Consider the following 17,725-nt stretch of genomic DNA (forward strand, 5'->3'; position numbering starts at 1 on the left):
GCGGCCTTATGCGTCGATCGCTGCTCCTCCTCGCCTCCACGCTGCTCCTCGCCTGCTCCGCGGCGCCCCCCGAGCCTGCGGGTCGCCCTCCCGTGGCCGGTCCACCCGCGACGCCGCCCCCGTTCACCCCCGGTACTGCGGTCGCGGCGAGCGGACCCTCTGCGAGCCCCTCCGCCGACCCCGGGCCTGCACCTGCGCCCTCCGCCAGCGCGGCGGCTGAGCCCGCGGGCCCTGCGTCATGTCCTGCCGACATGAAGCTCGTCGAAGGCGAGTACTGCACCGAGGTCGAGCACACCTGCAAGAAGAGCTGGTTCGACAAGTCGAACAAGAAGACCGTGTGCGAGGAGTTCGAGCCCACCGCCCGCTGCATCGGGCAGAAGGTGAAGAAGCGCTACTGCATCGACACCTACGAGTGGCCGAACGTGAAGGGTGAGCGCCCCGAGGTGATGAACCGCTTCCACCAGGCGCAGATGAAGTGCGCGGCGGTGGGCAAGCGCATGTGCAGCGAGTCGGAGTGGACCTTCGCCTGCGAGGGCCCGGAGATGAAGCCATTCCCTTACGGCTACGTGCGCGACGCCGCCAAGTGCAATGGCGACCACCCCTGGGACGACCCCAACATGAAGGCGGTGGCGAAGCGGGACCCGAAGGAGCTGGCGCGCCTCTGGAAGGGCGTGCGCAGCGGCTCGCAGCCGCAATGCATCAGCGATTTCGGGGTGGCGGATCTGCCGGCGAACGCCGACGAGGTGGTGTCCAGCGAGCAGCCCAAGAACAGCCGCCGCGGCGACTTCGACAGCGTGCACAGCGGAGGGCCCTGGTACAAGGGCGTCCGCAACCAGTGCCGGCCCAAGATCTACACGCACGACGAGGACTTCTACTATTACTTCCTGAGCTTCCGCTGCTGCGGCGAGGCCGACGGCAAGCCCACGGATCCGCGCACGGAGCGGCAGATCCAGGACGGGTGGTCGCTGCAGAAGGTGGAGCGGCGCGCCGGCTTCACGCTCGATGCCATCAAGGAGAAGCTCGAGCTGAAGAAGCAGGGCAAGTGCGACTGCTCGGACAAGGACATCCTCTGCAAGACGATGTGCGGCACGCTGCTCGGCCCGGGCGCGGTGGACGCCACCCACTGAGGGCGAACGAGGGGTTGCGGTTCAGCCAGACGTCCTGGCGGCGATGGCTCGCCGGATCATCTTCTCCACCTGGGGCGTCGTGTTGATCCAGAGCAGGTGCGTGTTGGGGTGGTCACCCGGAAAGACGCGGAAGATCTCATCCGCAAATGCCTGCCCTACCGTCTCGACACCACTGAAGTCGAGCACGACCTCCTTGAAGCGTTCGAACCTGGCCAGCAGGCGCTTGGCTTGCGAGCGGGAGACGAGGTTCTCGTCACCAAAACGTGCGAGAGAGACGGGGACGAGCGTCTTCACGAATCCGTAATTCTCGTCGAGAGTGTCCGAGAAGCGGTCGAAGACCTCGGTCATCGTTCTTCCACTCAGCGTGCTGATCTTCATGATGACCCGTGTGCCCGTTACGCTTTCTTCAGCGAACGAATTTTCGAGAGGTTGATACGGCTCTCGTTTGTCGAACAGCATGCTTTTCCCACTAGTACAAACCAGTGAGACATCACCGGACTCGATCATGAAGGTGTCAAACATCCGGGAGGTGAAAAAGATCCCCTCTCCGCTGTGTCTCTTCGGATCCGTCGTCAGCTTGCCTTTGGAGAGTTCCAGCACTGCAAAACGCTCGTCAGGAAGGGCGAGAGCGGCCGAGATCTTACGGAAGATGCCCACACCATCGTCGTGAATGACGAAAATGATCGACACGCTCGTACGGCTCACCGTGACCGTCGCCGTGCTGCTTCTTGAGTGATCCACGACGTTGTTGAGCATTTCCGTGAAGCCATAGTGGCAGATGTCACTCACATTCTTGGTGACACCTTCAAGCCGCGGACCAACACGAGCTCTCCAGACGTCGTGCTCATCGAGCGAGGGATTGACTGGCAGCTCAAATTTCTCGCCCGCTATGACGACTGGTGAGTACTGTCGGCTGCGGGTCGCTCCAGAAGCGACGAGCTTGCCCTCGTCGATCAGTCGTTTCAGGTGACGATTCACCGCCTGACGGGAGATTCCGAACCGCTCCGCGACCAGCTTCGCGATATCGCCAGGGTGTGCAGTGACCTTCTGGAGGATGAAGGCGTCGATTTTTGCCGTGCGGGCCGGTTGCCCCCTGGAGGAGGGCGGGGCGGAGCTACTCACGTTCGTTTTGTAAACCCGATCGCGAATGATTGTCAACTTAGAATGACTCGACTGTCAACGCGACCTGATGGCCTTCACATCCCCGCAGTGCGGAAACCGTCCTCAGTCGGGGTCGACCGCCGGAGGAAAGGCGGCTAAGACGGCGCCCGCGAAAGGGAGGAATCATGAGAATTCTTCGTTCCCTCACGACGATTGTTGGTCTCTCATTGCTCAGTGCGTGCTCGGGTGCCCCACCCGCCGAGCCGGCGCCGCCCTCGGCACCCCCGGCCGCCAGTCCCGCCAACCCCGCGGTGGCGCCCCCTGCCGCGGCGATGCCGATCAAGGCCCCGCGCGCGGACGCCAACCTGATCCCGCGCAAGGTGCTCTTCGGCAATCCGGAGCGCGCCGCGCCCCGGATCAGCCCGGATGGGAAGCACCTGGCGTTCCTGGCGCCCGATCAGGGCGTGCTCAACGTGTGGGTGGCGCCGATCGGCGACCTCAAGGCGGCGAAGGTGGTCACCCAGGACCGCAAGCGGGGGATCCGCATGTTCTTCTGGCCCTTCGACGGCCAGCACCTCGTCTACCTGCAGGACAAGGACGGCGACGAGAACTTCCACATCTACGCCGTCGACCTCAAGACCAACGAGACCAAGGACCTCACCCCCTACGAGGGCGCGCGCGCGGAGTTCGGTGGGCTCAGCGAGAAGATCCCCGGTGAGATCGTGGTGGGGCTCAACGACCGCGACAAGAAGTACCACGACCTGTACCGGGTGAGCCTCAAGAGCGGCGAGCGCAAGCTGATCTACAAGAACGAGCAGTTCTCGGAGATCATCACCGACGACGCCTTCAAGGCGCGGCTCGGGTCGAAGATGCTGGGCACGGGAGGGCAAGAGGTGCTCGACCTGAGCGGGAAGGAGCCCAAGCCGTTCATCGCCTACGGGCAGGAGGACAGCCTCACCACGAACCCGCTGGGGTACGACGCCGCGGGCAAGATCCTGTACTTCTTCGACAGCCGCGGGCGGGACACCGCGGCGCTCGTCACCCTCGACGCCGCGGGCAAGGCCACGGTCCTCGCGCAGGACTCGAAGGCGGACATCCAGGGCGTGATGGCCCACCCGAAGACCGGGAAGATCCAGGCGGTCAAATCGGACTACGAGCGGCGCCAGTGGCAGGTGATCGACAAGGCGCTCCAGGCTGACTTCGACGCGCTGAAGACGGTCACCGACGGGGACTTCGACGTCATCAGCCGCACCCTCGACGACAGCAAGTGGACCGTCGCCTACGTGCTCTCCAACGGGCCGGTCCGCTACTACCTCTACGACCGCGCCAAGAAGAAGGCCGACTTCCTGTTCACCAACCAGAGCGCGCTGGAGAAGGCGCAGCTCGCGAAGATGACGCCGGTGATCGTCAAGGCCCGCGATGGCCTGGACCTGGTGAATTATCTGACCCTGCCGGTCGCCTCCGATCCGGACGGGGACGCGAGGCCGGCGCAGCCCTTGCCGACGGTGCTCCTCGTCCACGGCGGGCCCTGGGCGCGCGATGGGTGGGGGCTGAACCCGATGCACCAGTGGCTCGCGAACCGCGGCTACGCGGTGCTCAGCGTCAACTACCGGGGCTCCACCGGCTTCGGGAAGAAGTTCGTCAACGCGGGCGACAAGGAGTGGGCCGGCAAGATGCACGACGACCTGCTCGACAGCGTGAAGTGGCTGGGTGACCAGAAGATCGCCGCCGACAAGCAGGTGGCCATCATGGGCGGCAGCTATGGGGGCTACGCGACGCTGGTGGGCCTGACGTACACCCCCGACACCTTCGCGTGCGGCGTCGACATCGTGGGGCCGTCGAGCCTGCTGACGCTGCTCCAGTCCATCCCGCCGTACTGGGCCCCGATGCTGGAGCAGTTCGCGAAGCGGGTCGGCGATCCCCGCACGGAGGAGGGCAAGCAGCTCCTCCTCAGCCGCTCGCCGCTCACCAAGGTCGACGCGATCAAGCGTCCGCTGCTCATCGGCCAGGGCGCGAACGACCCGCGGGTCAAGCAGGCGGAGAGCGACCAGATTGTCAAGGCGATGCAGGACAAGAAGATCCCGGTGACCTACGCCCTCTACCCCGACGAGGGCCACGGGTTCGCCCGCCCCGAGAACCGGCTCTCCTTCTACGCCGTGGCCGAGACCTTCCTGGCGCAGTGCCTCGGAGGGTCGTACCAGCCGGTGGGCGAGGACTTCAAGGGCTCGACCATCCAGGTGCCGGCCGGTGCCGACTCGGTCTACGGGCTGAGCGAGGCCTTGCCGAAGCGCTGAGCGAAACCGGTCCGCACACCCGGCGTAGACTCGGGTGATGGACCCCTCCAAGCTGCACACGCATCCCGAGGTTGCTCGCATCCTGGAGCGGCGGCGGTTCCTCAAGAACGCCGCCGCAGGGACCCTCCTCGTGGCCCTGGGCGGCGGCACGTACGTGGTCGCCGCGGCAGACGACCCCCGGGCCAAGACGCAGCGTCCAGACGGGCGCCCGCGGCTCCCTCCCGGCCAGCGCATCATCGACGCCCTCAAGCCCATGGGCGGCGATCCCGGGGACCCGAGCCCGGCCAGCTTCAAGCTGCACGTGCACGGCGAGGTGGAGAACCCGGTCACGCTCGACTTCGCGAAGCTCCTGGCCCTGCCGCAGACCGACCTCACCTGCGACGTCCACTGCGTCACGGGCTGGTCGATGTTCGACGCCACCTGGCGCGGCGTCCAGCTCGCGGAGCTCGCCAAGCTGGTGCGGGTGAGGAGCACGGCGCGCTACGTGATCTTCGAGGCGGCGAACAGCTACACCTCCAACGTGCGGCTCTCGGAGGCGCTCGCGCCCGGCGTGCTCGTCGCGCACCAGCACGGAGGCAAGCCGCTCAGCCGACCCCACGGCCCGCCGGCGAGGGCCCTCGTGCCGGATCTCTACTTCTGGAAGAGCGCGAAATGGCTCACCGGGATCCGCTTCTCGGCGCGGGATCGACCGGGATACTGGGAGACCCGCGGCTACCACAACCACGCCGACCCCTGGAAGGAGGAGCGGTATGGCTGACAAGCCGCGCGGGAGGCGCTTTTCGTGGCGTGGTCTGGTGCGGGTCGTCCACGGGGACCTCGGGCATGTCGCGGTCGGTCTCACCTTCGTGTACGCGCTGAGCGGCCTCGCGGTGAACCACATCGCGGACTGGGACCCGAACTTCAGGAACCACGAGGAGGTCCACGAGCTGGGAGGGCCACTCGCGGGCAATGACGAAGGCATTGCGCAGACCGTGCTGGCGCGGCTCGCGATCCGCGACACCCCCCAGGAGGTGTACCGGGCCGCGGACGACCAGCTCGACGTGGTGTTCGAGCGGCGCACGCTGCACGTCACGCCGAGCACCGGCCGGGTGGTGGACGAGGGGCAGGAGCCCAGGTTCCTCCTGCGCATGGCCAACTGGCTGCACCTCAACCGGGGCAAGAAGGCCTGGACCTACGTGGCCGACACATACGCCGTGGGGCTCCTGGTGCTGGCGGTGAGCGGCGTGCTGATGCTTCCTGGTCGCCGCGGATTGCTCGGCCGAGGAGGCCTCTGGCTGCTCGTGGGGGTGCTGGTCCCCGTGCTCTACGTGCACTTCTCGGGCGGGCCCTGACCCGGAGGCCGAGGGACAGCGGCCTCCTCAGGAGGGCTCTTCAGGAGGATCTGTGGTCTGGCCAAGGGGGGGTCCGGGGCCGGGGCGTGGGTTTTCTGGGAGAGGAGGCCTCCAGGTCTGCGGGGGCGAGGATGTTCCGGGAGAGGAGGCCTCCGGGGCCGGGGGCCATCGCCCTCGCCGAGGCGCGCGTCGTGGCCATCGACGATGCCTTCGACGTCCTGGCGGTGGCCATCTCCAGCGCGCTGCTCGCGGAGCTGGGCGGCAACCGCAAGGCGGAGCGCTACCTGCGGTACTACGGCGCGGCGCCGCCCTGGAAGCTGAAGCGGCCGGTGCTCGGTGAGCAGCTCGCGACGATGCGCGACTGGGTGCCGTCGCTGACCGCCGAGGAAGCACCGCCGACGCTACAGGGCTACGGGCAGCAGCTCGCGGAGCGGGTCATCGAGGCAGACCAGGCGGTCACCGCGCTGGCCCAGGCGACGCAGCGGCGCACGGACTTCGTGATGATGGGGGCCCGCAAGGCATTCGTCGACACGCTCAATGCGCTGCGCCTGACGACCTACGGGCAGGTGGCGGAGCTGCCCCACAAGCGCCCGGATCTGAACCTGCCCCGCGATTTCGGCGACCGGTTCTTCCTGCGCGACACGAGCCAGCGGAAACCTTCGGTGTCCGAGGTGGAGCAGGGGGTGCTGCGGCTCCGCGATCGGCTGCAGAAGCAGGAGGACCTGCTCGCGAAGCTGCAGGAGGAGGCGGAAGAGGAGGCGCGGCTCCAGGAAGAGGCCGAGGCGCGCGCCGCCGAGGAGGTGCTGCTCGCGGCGGAGCGCAAGCGCGCCGAGGCCCAGAAGAAGCTGGACGCGGCGAAAGCGAAGGCCTCGGAGCGGCAGAAATAAAGCCGGGCGGCGCCTGATAATCAAAGGGGCTAGGTCTGCCCAGGGCGCCCGGCTTCATGAGATTCACCCTTGCAGCTACGGTCCCTCCCTAGTGCATCGCCCTGAGCCTGGGGTGCTTCCCGACCCTCTGGGGCCACTTCCCTGATGCATAAGCAGTTGATCTCGCGAGCTTCTCCGCCAAGGGCGTCATGCTACGTTGGCTGCACTGGTGGTTTCTGAGCGGGATCTACGTTTTCACCGCACGGGGGTATGTGCGGGGGACGTTGGCCTGCATCCTGGCGGCAGGGGAGAGGTTGTATGGCTATCCAGACTGAACTGATTCGCACGGTATACGAGGCGACACGCGGCACTCGTCCGGTCCAGACGTCGAGCGATCGGGAGAGCCTCGAGATCGACGTGCCTGGCGTCCAGCTCCGTGCCTGGCTCACGCCGGACATGCGTCTCGATCTGGAGATCAGGGTGACCGCGTGGGGGAAGGCGGAGGAGAGGGCGCTCTACGACGCCCTCGACTGCAGCAAATCGATGGTGGCGGGCCTGCTCCTCTGGGAGTGGTCCGAGGTGCGTCGCACCTGCGCCGCGTCGGTTCGCCGCAGCGCCTGAGCCGCGCTCTGCAATGCCCTTCGTTCGAAGCGAGGGCGTGAGATCGAGGGGGACGGGGTATAGACCACCGCCGCCGCTCGTCCTTTCCCGATCTCCTGCAACTCCTCTCCCCGACATCTGAATCCCGGAAGCCACCAGCAAGCAGCCGGGAGCCATTCTCCCGTTATCGAGGAGCCATTCCCCCCCGTGATCGGGGGGCCATCTCCCGGTACCTCGGCGAGGGAGGGGGGGCGCTCACGCCGCCCGGGCCGAGCGGCGGACGCGCAGTGAATCCAGGGTTTCGAGGAGCTGGTCCAGATCGAAGGGCTTGTTGATCAGCGCCGTCACGAGCGGGTGGCGGGTATCGACGCAGAAGCCTGGATCGGACAGCGCAGTCACCAGGACGATGGGCAGGGACCGGCCCTCGGCATCGAGGGTTTCCATGAATTGCCGTCCGTCCATTGTCGGCATCACACAATCGAGCACCAGCATGTCCACGTGCACGCCAGCGCGCAGGCGCTCCAGAGCCAGGAGCGCATCGGTGAATGCTTCCACCCGATAGCCTTCGGCTTCCAGTACATCGCGCAAGGTATCCACGATGGCCTCGTCGTCGTCGACGAGCATCACCGTCCATCCATCCACATGTTTGCCGGATTGATTGCTGCTGTCTGCGCGCACACCTACCTCGTCGAGGATGCTGGGGCCCGCAACGCCGTGGTTCCCAGAGAGGGAATCGCTGGCTCGGCTTGTTTCGTGCCAAGCGCACACGGCAACGCTGGGTGCTTTACCGTCCTTGCTGTGGTGCTGAGCGAGGCCCATGTCCAGGGCTTGCGTAGAGAACTGCGCAGATCCTATCCAGCTTTTCCTGAGGCTGCTGGATGCTGCAGGCGGGCGACTTCCAGGGGGTGGTCGACGCCCTTGAGGGAGGCCGTGGCGCGCTCCACGATCCAGTCGGCTGACAGGGCTCCGGTGAGCACGGCACGGTCGGCGAGGGCTGCCTCGACCACGAGCTGGCCGCTCCCGGCCTGACCCTGGAGCCGGGCGGCGATGTTCACGGTCTGGCCGAAGTAGTCGAGGGTCCCGTTGGCGGCGATCGCGTAGCAGGGGCCCGTGTAGAGGCCGAGCTTGAGGTGGGTGCGGGCGGCATGCGCGTCGCGTGTGCGCAGGTCCTCGAAGGCCGCCAGCACCGCGAGGGAGCCCTTCAGCGCCTCGGTCTCGTCGGTGAACGTGGCCATGATGGCGTCACCGATGGTCTTCACCACGGCACCCCCGTGCTTCTCCAGGACCGGGAACAGGAGGTCGAAGTGATCCTGCACGAGCTTGAAGGCTGCCGCGTCGCCGAGGCGTGAGTAGAGCAGGGTCGAGTCGGTCAGATCACTGAAGAACAGGGTCACCCGCGAGACCTTGAGCGCCTTGCCCGGGCGGAGCATGTCGCGGGAGAAGTCGCGGCGGAACTCGGGGAGGCTGGTCACCATCCGGGCCGTCGCGCCTTGCTCTGCGAAGACGAGCTGTTCGAGCTTCGCGTGGAGTTCCGCGGGCCTCCGGTTCTCCAGCAAGAGCACCCCTCCGGGGGCCACCCGGATGGGGCTCGCCGCGCCGGGATCGGCGGCGTCCACGCGGGTGGATGCTGCAGCCTCCTCGGTGACCACCACGGGCGCGCTCGCCCCTCCACGCACGAAGAGCCGGTAACGCCAGGATGGCCCGGCGCCAGGGGAAGCCTGGGCGGTCGGGATGTCCAGCCGGCCCACGTCCGAGGGCGGCAGGATGGCCTGCGAGAGCACGTGAGGCGTGCGCGCGGGGCCCCCGATGCAGTAGGTCCCCGTGTCCACCAGGCGCACCGCGGGGGCGGGCCTGAAGACCGCCTCCACCGCCTCATCGAGGTCGAGGTTGAAGTTCAGCTCGCAGAGCTGGCAGTGGCCGTGCTCCGTCAGATCGGAGAGCGTGGGCACCGCGTCCGTGGCCGTGCGGCAGCTCGGGCAGATGACCTCCCAGCGCAGCTCGAGCATTCCCGCCCGCACCCCGTGCAGGCAGGCCGCGAGCAAGGCGTGCCGTTCGAGGTGCCATGCATCGGCGAGTTCGAACGGACGGATACGGCCCACGGTCACGTCGTCTTCTTCGCGCAGCAGGGCGGCCAGGCGATCTGCCAGGTCGGGCACCGCGCGGCGCAGCAGGGTCACGGCGCGCGCCAGGGCCACCTCGTTCACCGCGGCCGCGGGGTGAGTCCGGGCGGGCGCGTCGTCCACGGTCCCCTCGGTCGCGTGCTCGCGGTCGAGGCGCTGGATCTCCTCCGCGAGGCGGCTCAGGCCGTGCCAGGCCTGCATGCGGAGCAGAGGGGAGACCAGCGGCAGCGCCGGGGTGACCGACACGCGCACGGTGAGCGACGTGCCACCGTCGCTGGGGTCGAGCAGGAAGCTCAGCTCCAGGAGCGCCGCCGGGCCGGAGCGAAAGCGCCTGAGCACCCGGAAGGTGCGCGGGTACACCCACTCGAAGGGGCGCTCCTCGAACTCCACCTGGAACGCCCCGATGCGGGTGGCCACGTGGTAGCGCGCGGCCGTCGACCCCGAGAGGGGCTTCAGGGTGAGGCGTCCCAGGCCAGCGGCGCGGTTGAGCCGCTCGGTGTCCGTGACCAGCGACCAGAGCTGATGCGGGTCACTCCGGCACGCGATGTGGCGTTCGATGACGATCGGCTCGCGCATGCCTGCTCCTCTGGGAGTGGCGTCTCTGCCTGCCTGTGATCCGCCCGCGCTCCGCTGGCTCAGCCCTCTCCGACGACGGCGTGGTGCTCTCCGCCAGGGACCTTGTTGTGGAGCTTCACGGGGGACCGCTGTCGCAGCTTCAGGCGCATGTTGATGAGTTCCACGGCGAGCGAGAAGAACATGGCGAAGTAGACGTAGCCCTTGCTCACGTGCTGGCCCGTGCCGTCGGCGATGAGCACCACGCCGATCAGGATGAGGAAGCTCAGCGCCAGGATCTTCATGCTGGGGTGGCGGTTGATGAAGGCCCCGATCCTGCCGGCGAACACCAGCATCACCCCCACCGCCAGGACCATGGCGATCACCATGATCGAGACGGCCTGCGCCATGCCCACCGCGGTGATTACGGAGTCGAGCGAGAACACGATGTCGAGGAGCATGATCTGGATGATCACGGAGGTGAAGGAGCTGCGCTCCTTGCCCCCCTGCGCATGCTCTTCCTCCGAGACCTCCAGCTTGTCGAAGATCTCGTGGGTGGCCTTGCCGACCAGGAACAGGCCACCGACGAGGAGGATCAGATCCCGCCCCGAGAACCCGTGGCCGAACAGGGTGAACAGCGTGGCCTTCAGGCTCATCACCCAGGAGATGGTGAGCAGCAGGAGCAAGCGCATGCCCAGCGCGAGGAGCAGGCCGACGCGACGCGCCACCGGCTGCTGCTTCTCGGGCAGGCGCTCGACCATGATCGAGAGAAACACGATGTTGTCGATCCCGAGCACGATCTCGAGGGCGCTCAGGGTCGCAAGGGTGATCCAGCCATCAGCATGAAGAAGAGGACTGAAGTCCATGTTGTTCCGATGTCTGTAGCACGGCGCGCCGCGGCATCGTTCCTGGTCCGGTAGGGCCCTGATCTTTCGCGGGGATGCAGGCGCCTCGGAGCCTTGACGGGGAGGGGCCACCCCATGTAGCGCTGGATCGCATTGGCCCCGGCCGTGGGCGAAACGTCCTCACTGACGTGAACCCAATGACGGAGCAGGGGGGGAGTCCGCGCGGAGGGTGAACGTGACACGAGTACTCGAAAATTACATTGGCGGAGCCTGGAGCCGCTCCTCGGGGACCACGCTCCTCGATGTGAAGAACCCCGCCACGGGCGAGGTGCTCGCCCAGGTGCCGCTGTCGACGGCGGGTGATGTGGATACGGCCGTGAAGGCTGCCCGGGCGGCGTTCCCTGCCTGGCGGGCCACGCCGCCGGCGGTGCGCGCGCGCTATCTCTTCAAGCTCCGCGAGGTGCTCGACGCGCACCGGGAAGAGATTGCCGCGATCTGCACTTCCGAGCACGGCAAGACCCTGTCCGAGTCGCGCAATGACTTCGGCCGCGGTATCGAGAACGTGGAGCACGCCGCGGGTATCCCGACCCTGATGATGGGCCAGAACCTGGAGGACGTGGCGACGGCCATCGATTGCCAGACCATCCGGCAGCCCCTCGGGGTGTTCGCGGCGATCACGCCGTTCAACTTCCCGCCCATGGTGCCGCTCTGGTTCTTGCCGTACGCGATTGCCACGGGGAACACCTTCGTCCTCAAGCCCTCGGAGCAGGTCCCGCTCACGCAGCGGCGCATCTTCGAGCTGATTCAGAGCATCGGCCTGCCGCCCGGGGTGTTGAACCTCGTCAATGGCGGCAAGGACGTGGTGAACGGCCTCTGCACCCACCCCGACGTGGCGGGGGTCTCGTTCGTGGGCTCGTCGTCCGTGGCCCTCCACGTTTACCGGACCGCCGCCGAGCACGGCAAGCGCGTGCAGGCGCTCGGGGGCGCCAAGAACTTCATCGTGGTGCTCCCGGACGCCAACCGCGAGCGCGCCATCGCCAACGTGGCCGAGTCGATCTACGGGTGTTCCGGCCAGCGCTGCCTCGCGGGGAGCATGATCGTGGGCGTCGGCGAGGCGTACGAGTGGGTGCGCGAGGCCCTGCACGAGGCGGCGCGCGCCATCGTCCTCGGTGATGGTTCGAAGCCGGGGGTCACCATGGGGCCCGTGGTCTCCGCCGCCGCGAAGGACCGGATCCTCTCCTGCATCGAGCAGGGCACCCGCGAGGGAGCGCGCCTCACCCTCGACGGCCGTGGCGCGACGGTGGAAGGCTGCCCGAACGGCAACTGGATCGGGCCGAGCATCTTCGAGGACGTGCAGCCCGGCATGAGCGTCGCGACCGAGGAGATCTTCGGGCCTGTGGCCTGCCTGATGCGCGCGCAGAGCCTCGACGAAGCCATCGCGGCCGCCAACCGCAGCCGCTACGGCAACGCCGCCTCCGTGTACACCACGAGCGGCAAGGCGGCGCGGCAGTTCCACAACCAGATCGAGGCGGGGATGGTCGGCGTGAACATCGGCGTCGCGGCGCCCATGGCCTTCTTCCCCTTCGGCGGCCAGAAGGCCAGCTTCTACGGCGACACCAAGGCCCACGGGCCGACCGCCATCGACTTCTACACCGAGCGCAAGGTCGTCATCACGAGGTGGTTCTGACATGGCAAGGAAGGTCATCGGCGGGCTGATCCAGTGTTCCAACCCCATCAATGATCCCAGCGCGTCGGTCCCGACGGTGCGGGATGCGATGCTCGAGAAGCACCTGCCGTTCATCGAAGAGGCCGGCAAGAAGGGCGTCCAGATCCTCTGCCTCCAGGAGATCTTCAACGGCCCCTACTTCTGCCCCTCGCAGGATCCGCGCTGGTGCGACATCGCGGAGGCCGTGCCGGGTCCCACCGTGGAGCGGATGGCGGAGTACGCGAAGAAGTACCAGATGGCGATGATCGTCCCCGTGTACGAGCGGGAGATGGCGGGCGTCTACTACAACACCGCCGCCGTCATCGACGCCGACGGGACCTACCTCGGCAAGTACCGGAAGAACCACATCCCGCAGACCAACGGCTTCTGGGAGAAGTACTACTTCAAGCCGGGCAACCTCGGTTACCCCACCTTCCAGACCCGCTACGCGCGCATCGGCGTGTACATCTGCTACGACCGCCACTTCCCCGAGGGGGCGCGCCTGCTCGGCCTGAACGGGGCGGAGATCGTGTTCAACCCCTCGGCGACGGTGGCTGGCCTCTCCCAGTACCTGTGGAAGCTCGAGCAGCCCGCCCACGCGGTGGCGAACGGCTACTACATCGCCGCGTCGAACCGGGTGGGCACCGAGGCGCCGTGGAACATCGGCAAGTTCTACGGCACGAGCTACTTCTGCGATCCGCGCGGCAACTTCCTCGCCGTCGGCAGCGAGGACAAGGACGAGCTGGTGGTCGCGGAGATGGACCTCGACCTCATCGAGGAGGTGCGGCGCACGTGGCAGTTCTTCCGCGATCGCCGTCCGGAGACCTACGAGGACATGGTGAAGCTCCTGCCCTGACGGCTGACGGCAGGGGAAGAACGCGCGAGAAACGCTCTGGGAGGTCGAGATGGGCATTCTGATCAAGAACGGCGAGATCATCACGGCGAGCGATCGCTTCGTGGCCGATGTCTACTGTGATGGCGGCCGGATCGTCGCTGTCGCGCCCGGCCTGGAGAAGCTCCGGGCGGACGACACGGTCATCGATGCATCGGGTCAGATCGTTCTCCCGGGCGGCGTCGACGCGCACGTGCACATGGAGCTGCCGTTCATGGGCACGGAGAGCTCCGACGACTTCGAGACGGGGACCGCCGCGGGCGTGGCCGGGGGGACCACGACGATCATCGATTTCGTGATCCCCGCCCGTGGGCAGCACCTCCTCGACGGCTATGCGATGTGGATGGAGAAGGCGAAGAAGTCGGTCGCCGACTACGCCTTCCACATGGCGGTCACCTGGTTCAGCGACCGCACCATCTCCGAGATGGAGACCTGCGTGCGCGAGCACGGGATCACCTCGTTCAAGACCTTCATGGCCTACCGGGGCGCCATCGGCATCGAGGACCCGGAGCTGATCCAGGTGATGGACAAGTCGGCGGCCATGGGCTCGCTGGTCACGGTGCACTGCGAGCACGGCGACGCCGTGGTGGCCCTGCAGAAGAAGTTCCTGCGCGAGGGCAAGACGGACCCGAAGTACCACGCGCTGAGCCGCCCGGCGCCGGTGGAGGGGGAGGCGACGGCCCGGGCCATCATGCTGGCCCGGATGATGGGCAACCCCGTCTACATCGTGCACGTGACCTGCAAGGAGGCCGTCGACGCCATCGTCGAGGCGCGCACCCGCGGCCAGGTGGTCATGGCCGAGACGTGTCCCCAGTACCTTCTGCTCGACGACTCGGTCTACGAGAAGCCGGACTTCGAGGGCGCGGCCTACGTCATGAGCCCTCCCATTCGACCCAAGGGGCACCAGGACGCCCTGTGGTCGGCGCTCGCGGCAGGGCACATCCAGACCGTGGCTACCGACCATTGCCCGTTCAACCAGGTGGGCCAGAAGGAGATGGGAAGGAACAACTTCTCCCGGATCCCGAACGGCGCCGCGGGCATCGAGAACCGCCTCGGCCTCCTGTGGACGGCGGGCGTGGTCGAGGGCCGGTTCGACGCGCACAAGTTCGTGGACCTCTTCGCGACGCAGCCGGCGAAGATCTTCGGGCTCTACCCGCGCAAGGGCGCCGTGGTGCCGGGCGCCGACGCCGACATCGTGGTCTTCGATCCCCACGCGACCGACGTGATCAGCGCGAAGACGCACCACCACCGCTGTGACCGGAGCATCTTCGAAGGCTTCAAGGTGAAGGGCAAGCCGAGCCACGTCATCGTCGATGGCCGGGTGCAGTTCAAGGACGGCAAGCTCGACGTGCAGCGCGGCGCTGGCCGCTACCTGCCCCGCCAGATCCATACGTTCCCGCAGCCCGTGCGGAGCTGAACCCACCCTCTCTGTGACCGGCAGACGACGCCGGCAGACGACCCGAGTTCGACTATGAGCGATGTGTCTGATGCGATGAAGGGCGCCGTGGCGGGCACGGCTGCGAAGGGGAGGGATGGCGCTCCTTTCCTGGTGGCGGCGCTCTCCCCCGGGAGGACCGAGGAGCGCTACGAGGACAAGCACCCGCGCTACACCGAGGCGGAGGCGGTCACGGAGGCCAACCGCTGCCTCTACTGCGTGGACGCTCCCTGCATCAAGGCGTGCCCCACCGAGATCGACATCCCGACCTTCATCCACAAGATCTCGACCGGCAACGTGCGCGGCGCGGCCCGCACCATCCTCACGGCCAACCTGCTCGGCCAGTCCTGCGGGCAGGTCTGCCCCGTCGAGGTGCTCTGCGCGGGCTCCTGCGTCTACAACACGTGGGATCGGGACCCCATCCGGATCGGCCGGTTGCAGCGCTACGCCGTGGAGACGGCGCTGGAGAAGAACCCGGCCCTGTTCCAGAAGAAGGCGCCGACGGGGAAGCGCATCGCCTGCATCGGAGCGGGGCCAGCCTCGCTCGCCGTCGCCGGCTGGCTCGCGCTGGAGGGGCACCGCGCGGTCATCTTCGAGCGCAAGCCCCTGCCGGGTGGCCTCAACACGCTCGGCGTCGCGCCCTACAAGATGAAGGCCGACGAGTCGCTCGGCGAGATCGAGTGGCTCCTCTCTCTCGGTGACATCGAGCTGCGCCACGGGGTCTCGGTGGCCGCCGAGGCACGGGGACCGCACGAGATCGCCGCGCGCTCGCTGCTGGAGGAGTACGACGCCGTGTTCCTCGGGCTGGGCCTCGGAGACGACTCGCAGCTCAACATCCCCGGCGAAGAGGGCGAGGGCGTGGTGGGCGCCGTGGCGTTCGTGGAGCGCCTCAAGGTGGACCCTGCGCTCGCCGTGGAGGGCGTCCGGCGCGCTGCCGTGATCGGCGGCGGCAACACGGCGCTCGACGTGGCGCACGAGCTGGCGCTGCTCGGCGTCGACGTGTCGCTGATCTACCGCCGCGGGCGCGCCGCGATGACGGGGTACGCGCACGAGCTGGACAGCGCCCGCGTCGACGGGGCACGGCTGGTCGAGGACCGGGCACCCGTGGAGGTCCTGCGCGAGGACGGCCGCGTCGTCGGGGTGCGCCTTGCGCGCACGGAGGGGGGCCGTCCCGTCGCCGGGGGTGAAGAGGTGCTGCCCGTGGACCTCGTGGCGGTGTCCATCGGTCAGAGCCGCGCCACGCAGGTGGCGCTGGCCTTCGAGGGGGTCGCGCTCGATGGCAGGGGCAGGCTCCTCGTCGACGAGGCCACGGGACGTACGGGCAACCCCAGGGTGTGGAGCGGCGGGGATTGCGTGAACGGCGGGGACCTGGTGGTCACCGCGGTCGCCGACGGCAAGCGCGCTGCCCGCTCCATCCACGCCGCACTCGTCGACGCCACGTCGCCCGCGGGAGCCTGAGCCATGGCCGATCTGTCCATCGATTTCGCGGGCATCAAGAGCCCAAACCCCTTCTGGCTGGCCTCGGCGCCGCCTGCGAACACCGGCGACCAGGTGATGCGCGCCTTCGACGTCGGCTGGGGCGGCGCGGTCTGGAAGACGCTCGGCAACCCGATCGTCAACGTGTCGAGCCGCTTCTGGGCCAACGACTACGGCAGCACCCGGATGATGGGGCTCAACAACATCGAGCTGATCACCGACCGCCCCCTGGACGTGAACCTCCGGGAGATGCGCGAGGTGAAGCGCCGCTACCCGAAGCACACCCTCATCGCCTCGCTCATGGTCGACACCAAGGAGGAGTGGCGGGAGATCATCAAGAAGGTCGAGGACGTCGGCGTGGACGGCCTGGAGCTGAACTTCGGCTGCCCTCACGGCATGTGCGAGCGCGGGATGGGCTCCGCCGTGGGCGCCGAGCCCAAGGTGCTCCAGGAGATCGCCGGGTGGGCCGTCGACTGCGCGCGCACCCCGGTGATCATCAAGCTCACCCCGAACGTGGGCGACATCGTCGAGCCTGGCGAGGCCGTGGAGCGCTCCGGCGCGCACGCCATCTCGCTCATCAACACGGTCAAGTCGATCATGGCCGTGGATCTCGACCGCATGGTCCCTCTGCCCCGGGTGGGCGGTGCCTCCACGAACGGCGGCTACTGCGGCCCTGCCGTGAAGCCCATCGCCTTGCACATGCTCGGCGAGCTGACCCGGCACCCCAAGGTGAGCCGCCTGCCAATCTCCGGCATCGGCGGCATCTCCACCTGGCGCGACGCCGCGGAGTTCATCGCCCTCGGCGCCACCAGCGTCCAGGTCTGCACCGCCGTGATGCACTACGGCTACCGCATCGTGGAGGACATGCTCGAAGGCCTCAGCGACTACCTGGATTCCCAGGGCATGCGCTCGATCGAGGAGCTGCGCGGCCGCGCCGTGCAGAACTACGCCCACTGGGGCGACCTCGATCTCAGCTACCGCGTGGTGGCGGACATCGACCCTGTGAAGTGCATCGGCTGCCAGCTCTGCTACGTGGCGTGCATGGACGGCGCGCACCAGTGCATTCACCTGCCTGGCCGCACCGAGGAGCAGTCCCGCAAGGCGGGGCATACGCACATCCCGGCGCAGGTCCCCGACATCGTGGCCCTCGGCAAGGGCGCCCCCGCGGGCGTGCGCGTCCCCTTCGTGGACGAGGAGGAGTGCATCGGCTGCAACCTCTGCGCCCTGGTGTGCCCCGTCTCCGGCTGCATCAGCATGAAAGAGCTGCCGAGCGGCAAGCCCCCCGAGACCTGGAACGACCGGGTGCAGCGCGGCGACGACGTCGTGCCAGGCGGCCTCGATGCCACCGCCGCTGCTCGGGCCGAGCGCGGGCGCGCCTGAT

The 17,725-nt window shown here is 67.8% G+C and carries 15 protein-coding genes; 11 read left to right on the forward strand and 4 right to left on the reverse strand.

The annotated features are described in order from the left end of the window. Positions 1 to 8: 8 nt before the first annotated feature. Complete coding sequence (locus CAP_RS46445; protein ID WP_156041493.1) at positions 9 to 1,127, forward strand: SUMF1/EgtB/PvdO family nonheme iron enzyme; 1,119 nt, start codon at positions 9 to 11, stop codon at positions 1,125 to 1,127. A gap of 21 nt (positions 1,128 to 1,148) precedes the next feature. On the opposite strand, the gene CAP_RS37440 is transcribed toward CAP_RS46445, so the two are convergent. Beyond that, positions 1,149 to 2,249 carry an STAS-like domain-containing protein gene (locus tag CAP_RS37440; RefSeq protein WP_052376673.1) on the reverse strand — a complete coding sequence of 367 codons (1,101 nt, stop codon included), beginning with the start codon at positions 2,247 to 2,249 and terminating at the stop codon, positions 1,149 to 1,151. 170 nt (positions 2,250 to 2,419) lie between these two features. Between CAP_RS37440 and CAP_RS37445 the strand changes: the two genes are divergently transcribed. The 5 genes from CAP_RS37445 to CAP_RS37465 all read left to right on the forward strand — a co-directional run bounded on the left by CAP_RS37445 (position 2,420) and on the right by CAP_RS37465 (position 7,340). Beyond that, complete coding sequence (locus CAP_RS37445) at positions 2,420 to 4,522, forward strand: S9 family peptidase (RefSeq protein ID WP_370866019.1); 2,103 nt, start codon at positions 2,420 to 2,422, stop codon at positions 4,520 to 4,522. Between the two features lie 37 nt (positions 4,523 to 4,559). Continuing rightward, positions 4,560 to 5,279, forward strand: a complete 720-nt coding sequence (locus CAP_RS37450; protein ID WP_052376674.1) for a molybdopterin-dependent oxidoreductase — start codon at positions 4,560 to 4,562, stop codon at positions 5,277 to 5,279. Next, a complete protein-coding gene (locus CAP_RS37455) occupies positions 5,272 to 5,853 on the forward strand; it encodes a hypothetical protein (RefSeq protein WP_044249877.1) in 582 nt (193 codons plus the stop codon). The genes CAP_RS37450 and CAP_RS37455 overlap by 8 nt, the downstream gene beginning before the upstream one ends. A gap of 86 nt (positions 5,854 to 5,939) precedes the next feature. Continuing rightward, positions 5,940 to 6,740 (forward strand): hypothetical protein, encoded by an 801-nt coding sequence (locus CAP_RS37460; protein ID WP_197041520.1) that lies wholly within the window; start codon positions 5,940 to 5,942, stop codon positions 6,738 to 6,740. Between the two features lie 297 nt (positions 6,741 to 7,037). After that, positions 7,038 to 7,340, forward strand: coding sequence for a hypothetical protein (locus CAP_RS37465; protein WP_044249881.1), 303 nt, complete (start codon positions 7,038 to 7,040; stop codon positions 7,338 to 7,340). A gap of 234 nt (positions 7,341 to 7,574) precedes the next feature. Here the strand turns inward: CAP_RS37465 and CAP_RS37470 are convergent, their stop codons facing one another. Genes CAP_RS37470 through CAP_RS37480 form a run of 3 tightly spaced genes read right to left on the reverse strand, consistent with a single transcriptional unit; the run spans position 7,575 to position 10,857 of the window. Further along, a complete protein-coding gene (locus CAP_RS37470; RefSeq protein ID WP_231511929.1) occupies positions 7,575 to 8,138 on the reverse strand; it encodes a response regulator in 564 nt (187 codons plus the stop codon). 32 nt (positions 8,139 to 8,170) lie between these two features. After that, entirely contained in the window at positions 8,171 to 10,015 is a 1,845-nt protein-coding gene (locus CAP_RS37475) for an adenylate/guanylate cyclase domain-containing protein (protein ID WP_044249888.1), read from the reverse strand. A gap of 59 nt (positions 10,016 to 10,074) precedes the next feature. After that, the gene (locus tag CAP_RS37480) at positions 10,075 to 10,857 is read right to left on the reverse strand and encodes a TerC family protein (RefSeq protein ID WP_044249890.1); all 783 of its coding nucleotides are present in this window, start codon (positions 10,855 to 10,857) and stop codon (positions 10,075 to 10,077) included. Positions 10,858 to 11,065: 208 nt separating this feature from the next. Here CAP_RS37480 and CAP_RS37485 point away from each other — a divergent pair, with 208 nt between their 5' ends. The 5 genes from CAP_RS37485 to preA are packed head-to-tail and all read left to right on the forward strand — an operon-like array spanning position 11,066 to position 17,724. Continuing rightward, positions 11,066 to 12,523: a CoA-acylating methylmalonate-semialdehyde dehydrogenase gene (locus CAP_RS37485; protein WP_052376676.1), complete on the forward strand. Its 1,458-nt coding sequence runs from the start codon at positions 11,066 to 11,068 to the stop codon at positions 12,521 to 12,523. Between the two features lies 1 nt (position 12,524). After that, complete coding sequence (locus tag CAP_RS37490) at positions 12,525 to 13,397, forward strand: nitrilase-related carbon-nitrogen hydrolase (protein ID WP_044249892.1); 873 nt, start codon at positions 12,525 to 12,527, stop codon at positions 13,395 to 13,397. Positions 13,398 to 13,446: 49 nt separating this feature from the next. Then, positions 13,447 to 14,850: a dihydropyrimidinase gene (hydA, locus tag CAP_RS37495; protein ID WP_044249894.1), complete on the forward strand. Its 1,404-nt coding sequence runs from the start codon at positions 13,447 to 13,449 to the stop codon at positions 14,848 to 14,850. Between the two features lie 54 nt (positions 14,851 to 14,904). After that, positions 14,905 to 16,326, forward strand: coding sequence for an FAD-dependent oxidoreductase (locus CAP_RS37500; protein WP_231511930.1), 1,422 nt, complete (start codon positions 14,905 to 14,907; stop codon positions 16,324 to 16,326). 3 nt (positions 16,327 to 16,329) lie between these two features. Continuing rightward, the gene (preA, locus tag CAP_RS37505) at positions 16,330 to 17,724 is read left to right on the forward strand and encodes an NAD-dependent dihydropyrimidine dehydrogenase subunit PreA (protein WP_044249896.1); all 1,395 of its coding nucleotides are present in this window, start codon (positions 16,330 to 16,332) and stop codon (positions 17,722 to 17,724) included. The last annotated feature ends 1 nt before the right edge of the window (position 17,725 follow it).

This window comes from Chondromyces apiculatus DSM 436, assembly GCF_000601485.1.
Taxonomy (GTDB): Bacteria; Myxococcota_A; Polyangia; order Polyangiales; family Polyangiaceae; genus Chondromyces; species Chondromyces apiculatus.

Excerpts from the sequence above, each read along its gene's own strand:
- CAP_RS37455 (WP_044249877.1), top strand. The coding sequence starts at position 5,272 with ATGGCTGACAAGCCGCGCGGGAGGCGCTTTTCGTGGCGTGGTCTGGTG.
- CAP_RS37470 (WP_231511929.1), bottom strand. The coding sequence starts at position 8,138 with ATGGGCCTCGCTCAGCACCACAGCAAGGACGGTAAAGCACCCAGCGTT.
- preA (WP_044249896.1), top strand. The coding sequence starts at position 16,330 with ATGGCCGATCTGTCCATCGATTTCGCGGGCATCAAGAGCCCAAACCCC.
- CAP_RS46445 (WP_156041493.1), top strand. The coding sequence starts at position 9 with ATGCGTCGATCGCTGCTCCTCCTCGCCTCCACGCTGCTCCTCGCCTGC.
- CAP_RS37490 (WP_044249892.1), top strand. The coding sequence starts at position 12,525 with ATGGCAAGGAAGGTCATCGGCGGGCTGATCCAGTGTTCCAACCCCATC.
- hydA (WP_044249894.1), top strand. The coding sequence starts at position 13,447 with ATGGGCATTCTGATCAAGAACGGCGAGATCATCACGGCGAGCGATCGC.
- CAP_RS37500 (WP_231511930.1), top strand. The coding sequence starts at position 14,905 with ATGAGCGATGTGTCTGATGCGATGAAGGGCGCCGTGGCGGGCACGGCT.
- CAP_RS37450 (WP_052376674.1), top strand. The coding sequence starts at position 4,560 with ATGGACCCCTCCAAGCTGCACACGCATCCCGAGGTTGCTCGCATCCTG.
- CAP_RS37480 (WP_044249890.1), bottom strand. The coding sequence starts at position 10,857 with ATGGACTTCAGTCCTCTTCTTCATGCTGATGGCTGGATCACCCTTGCG.
- CAP_RS37475 (WP_044249888.1), bottom strand. The coding sequence starts at position 10,015 with ATGCGCGAGCCGATCGTCATCGAACGCCACATCGCGTGCCGGAGTGAC.
- CAP_RS37465 (WP_044249881.1), top strand. The coding sequence starts at position 7,038 with ATGGCTATCCAGACTGAACTGATTCGCACGGTATACGAGGCGACACGC.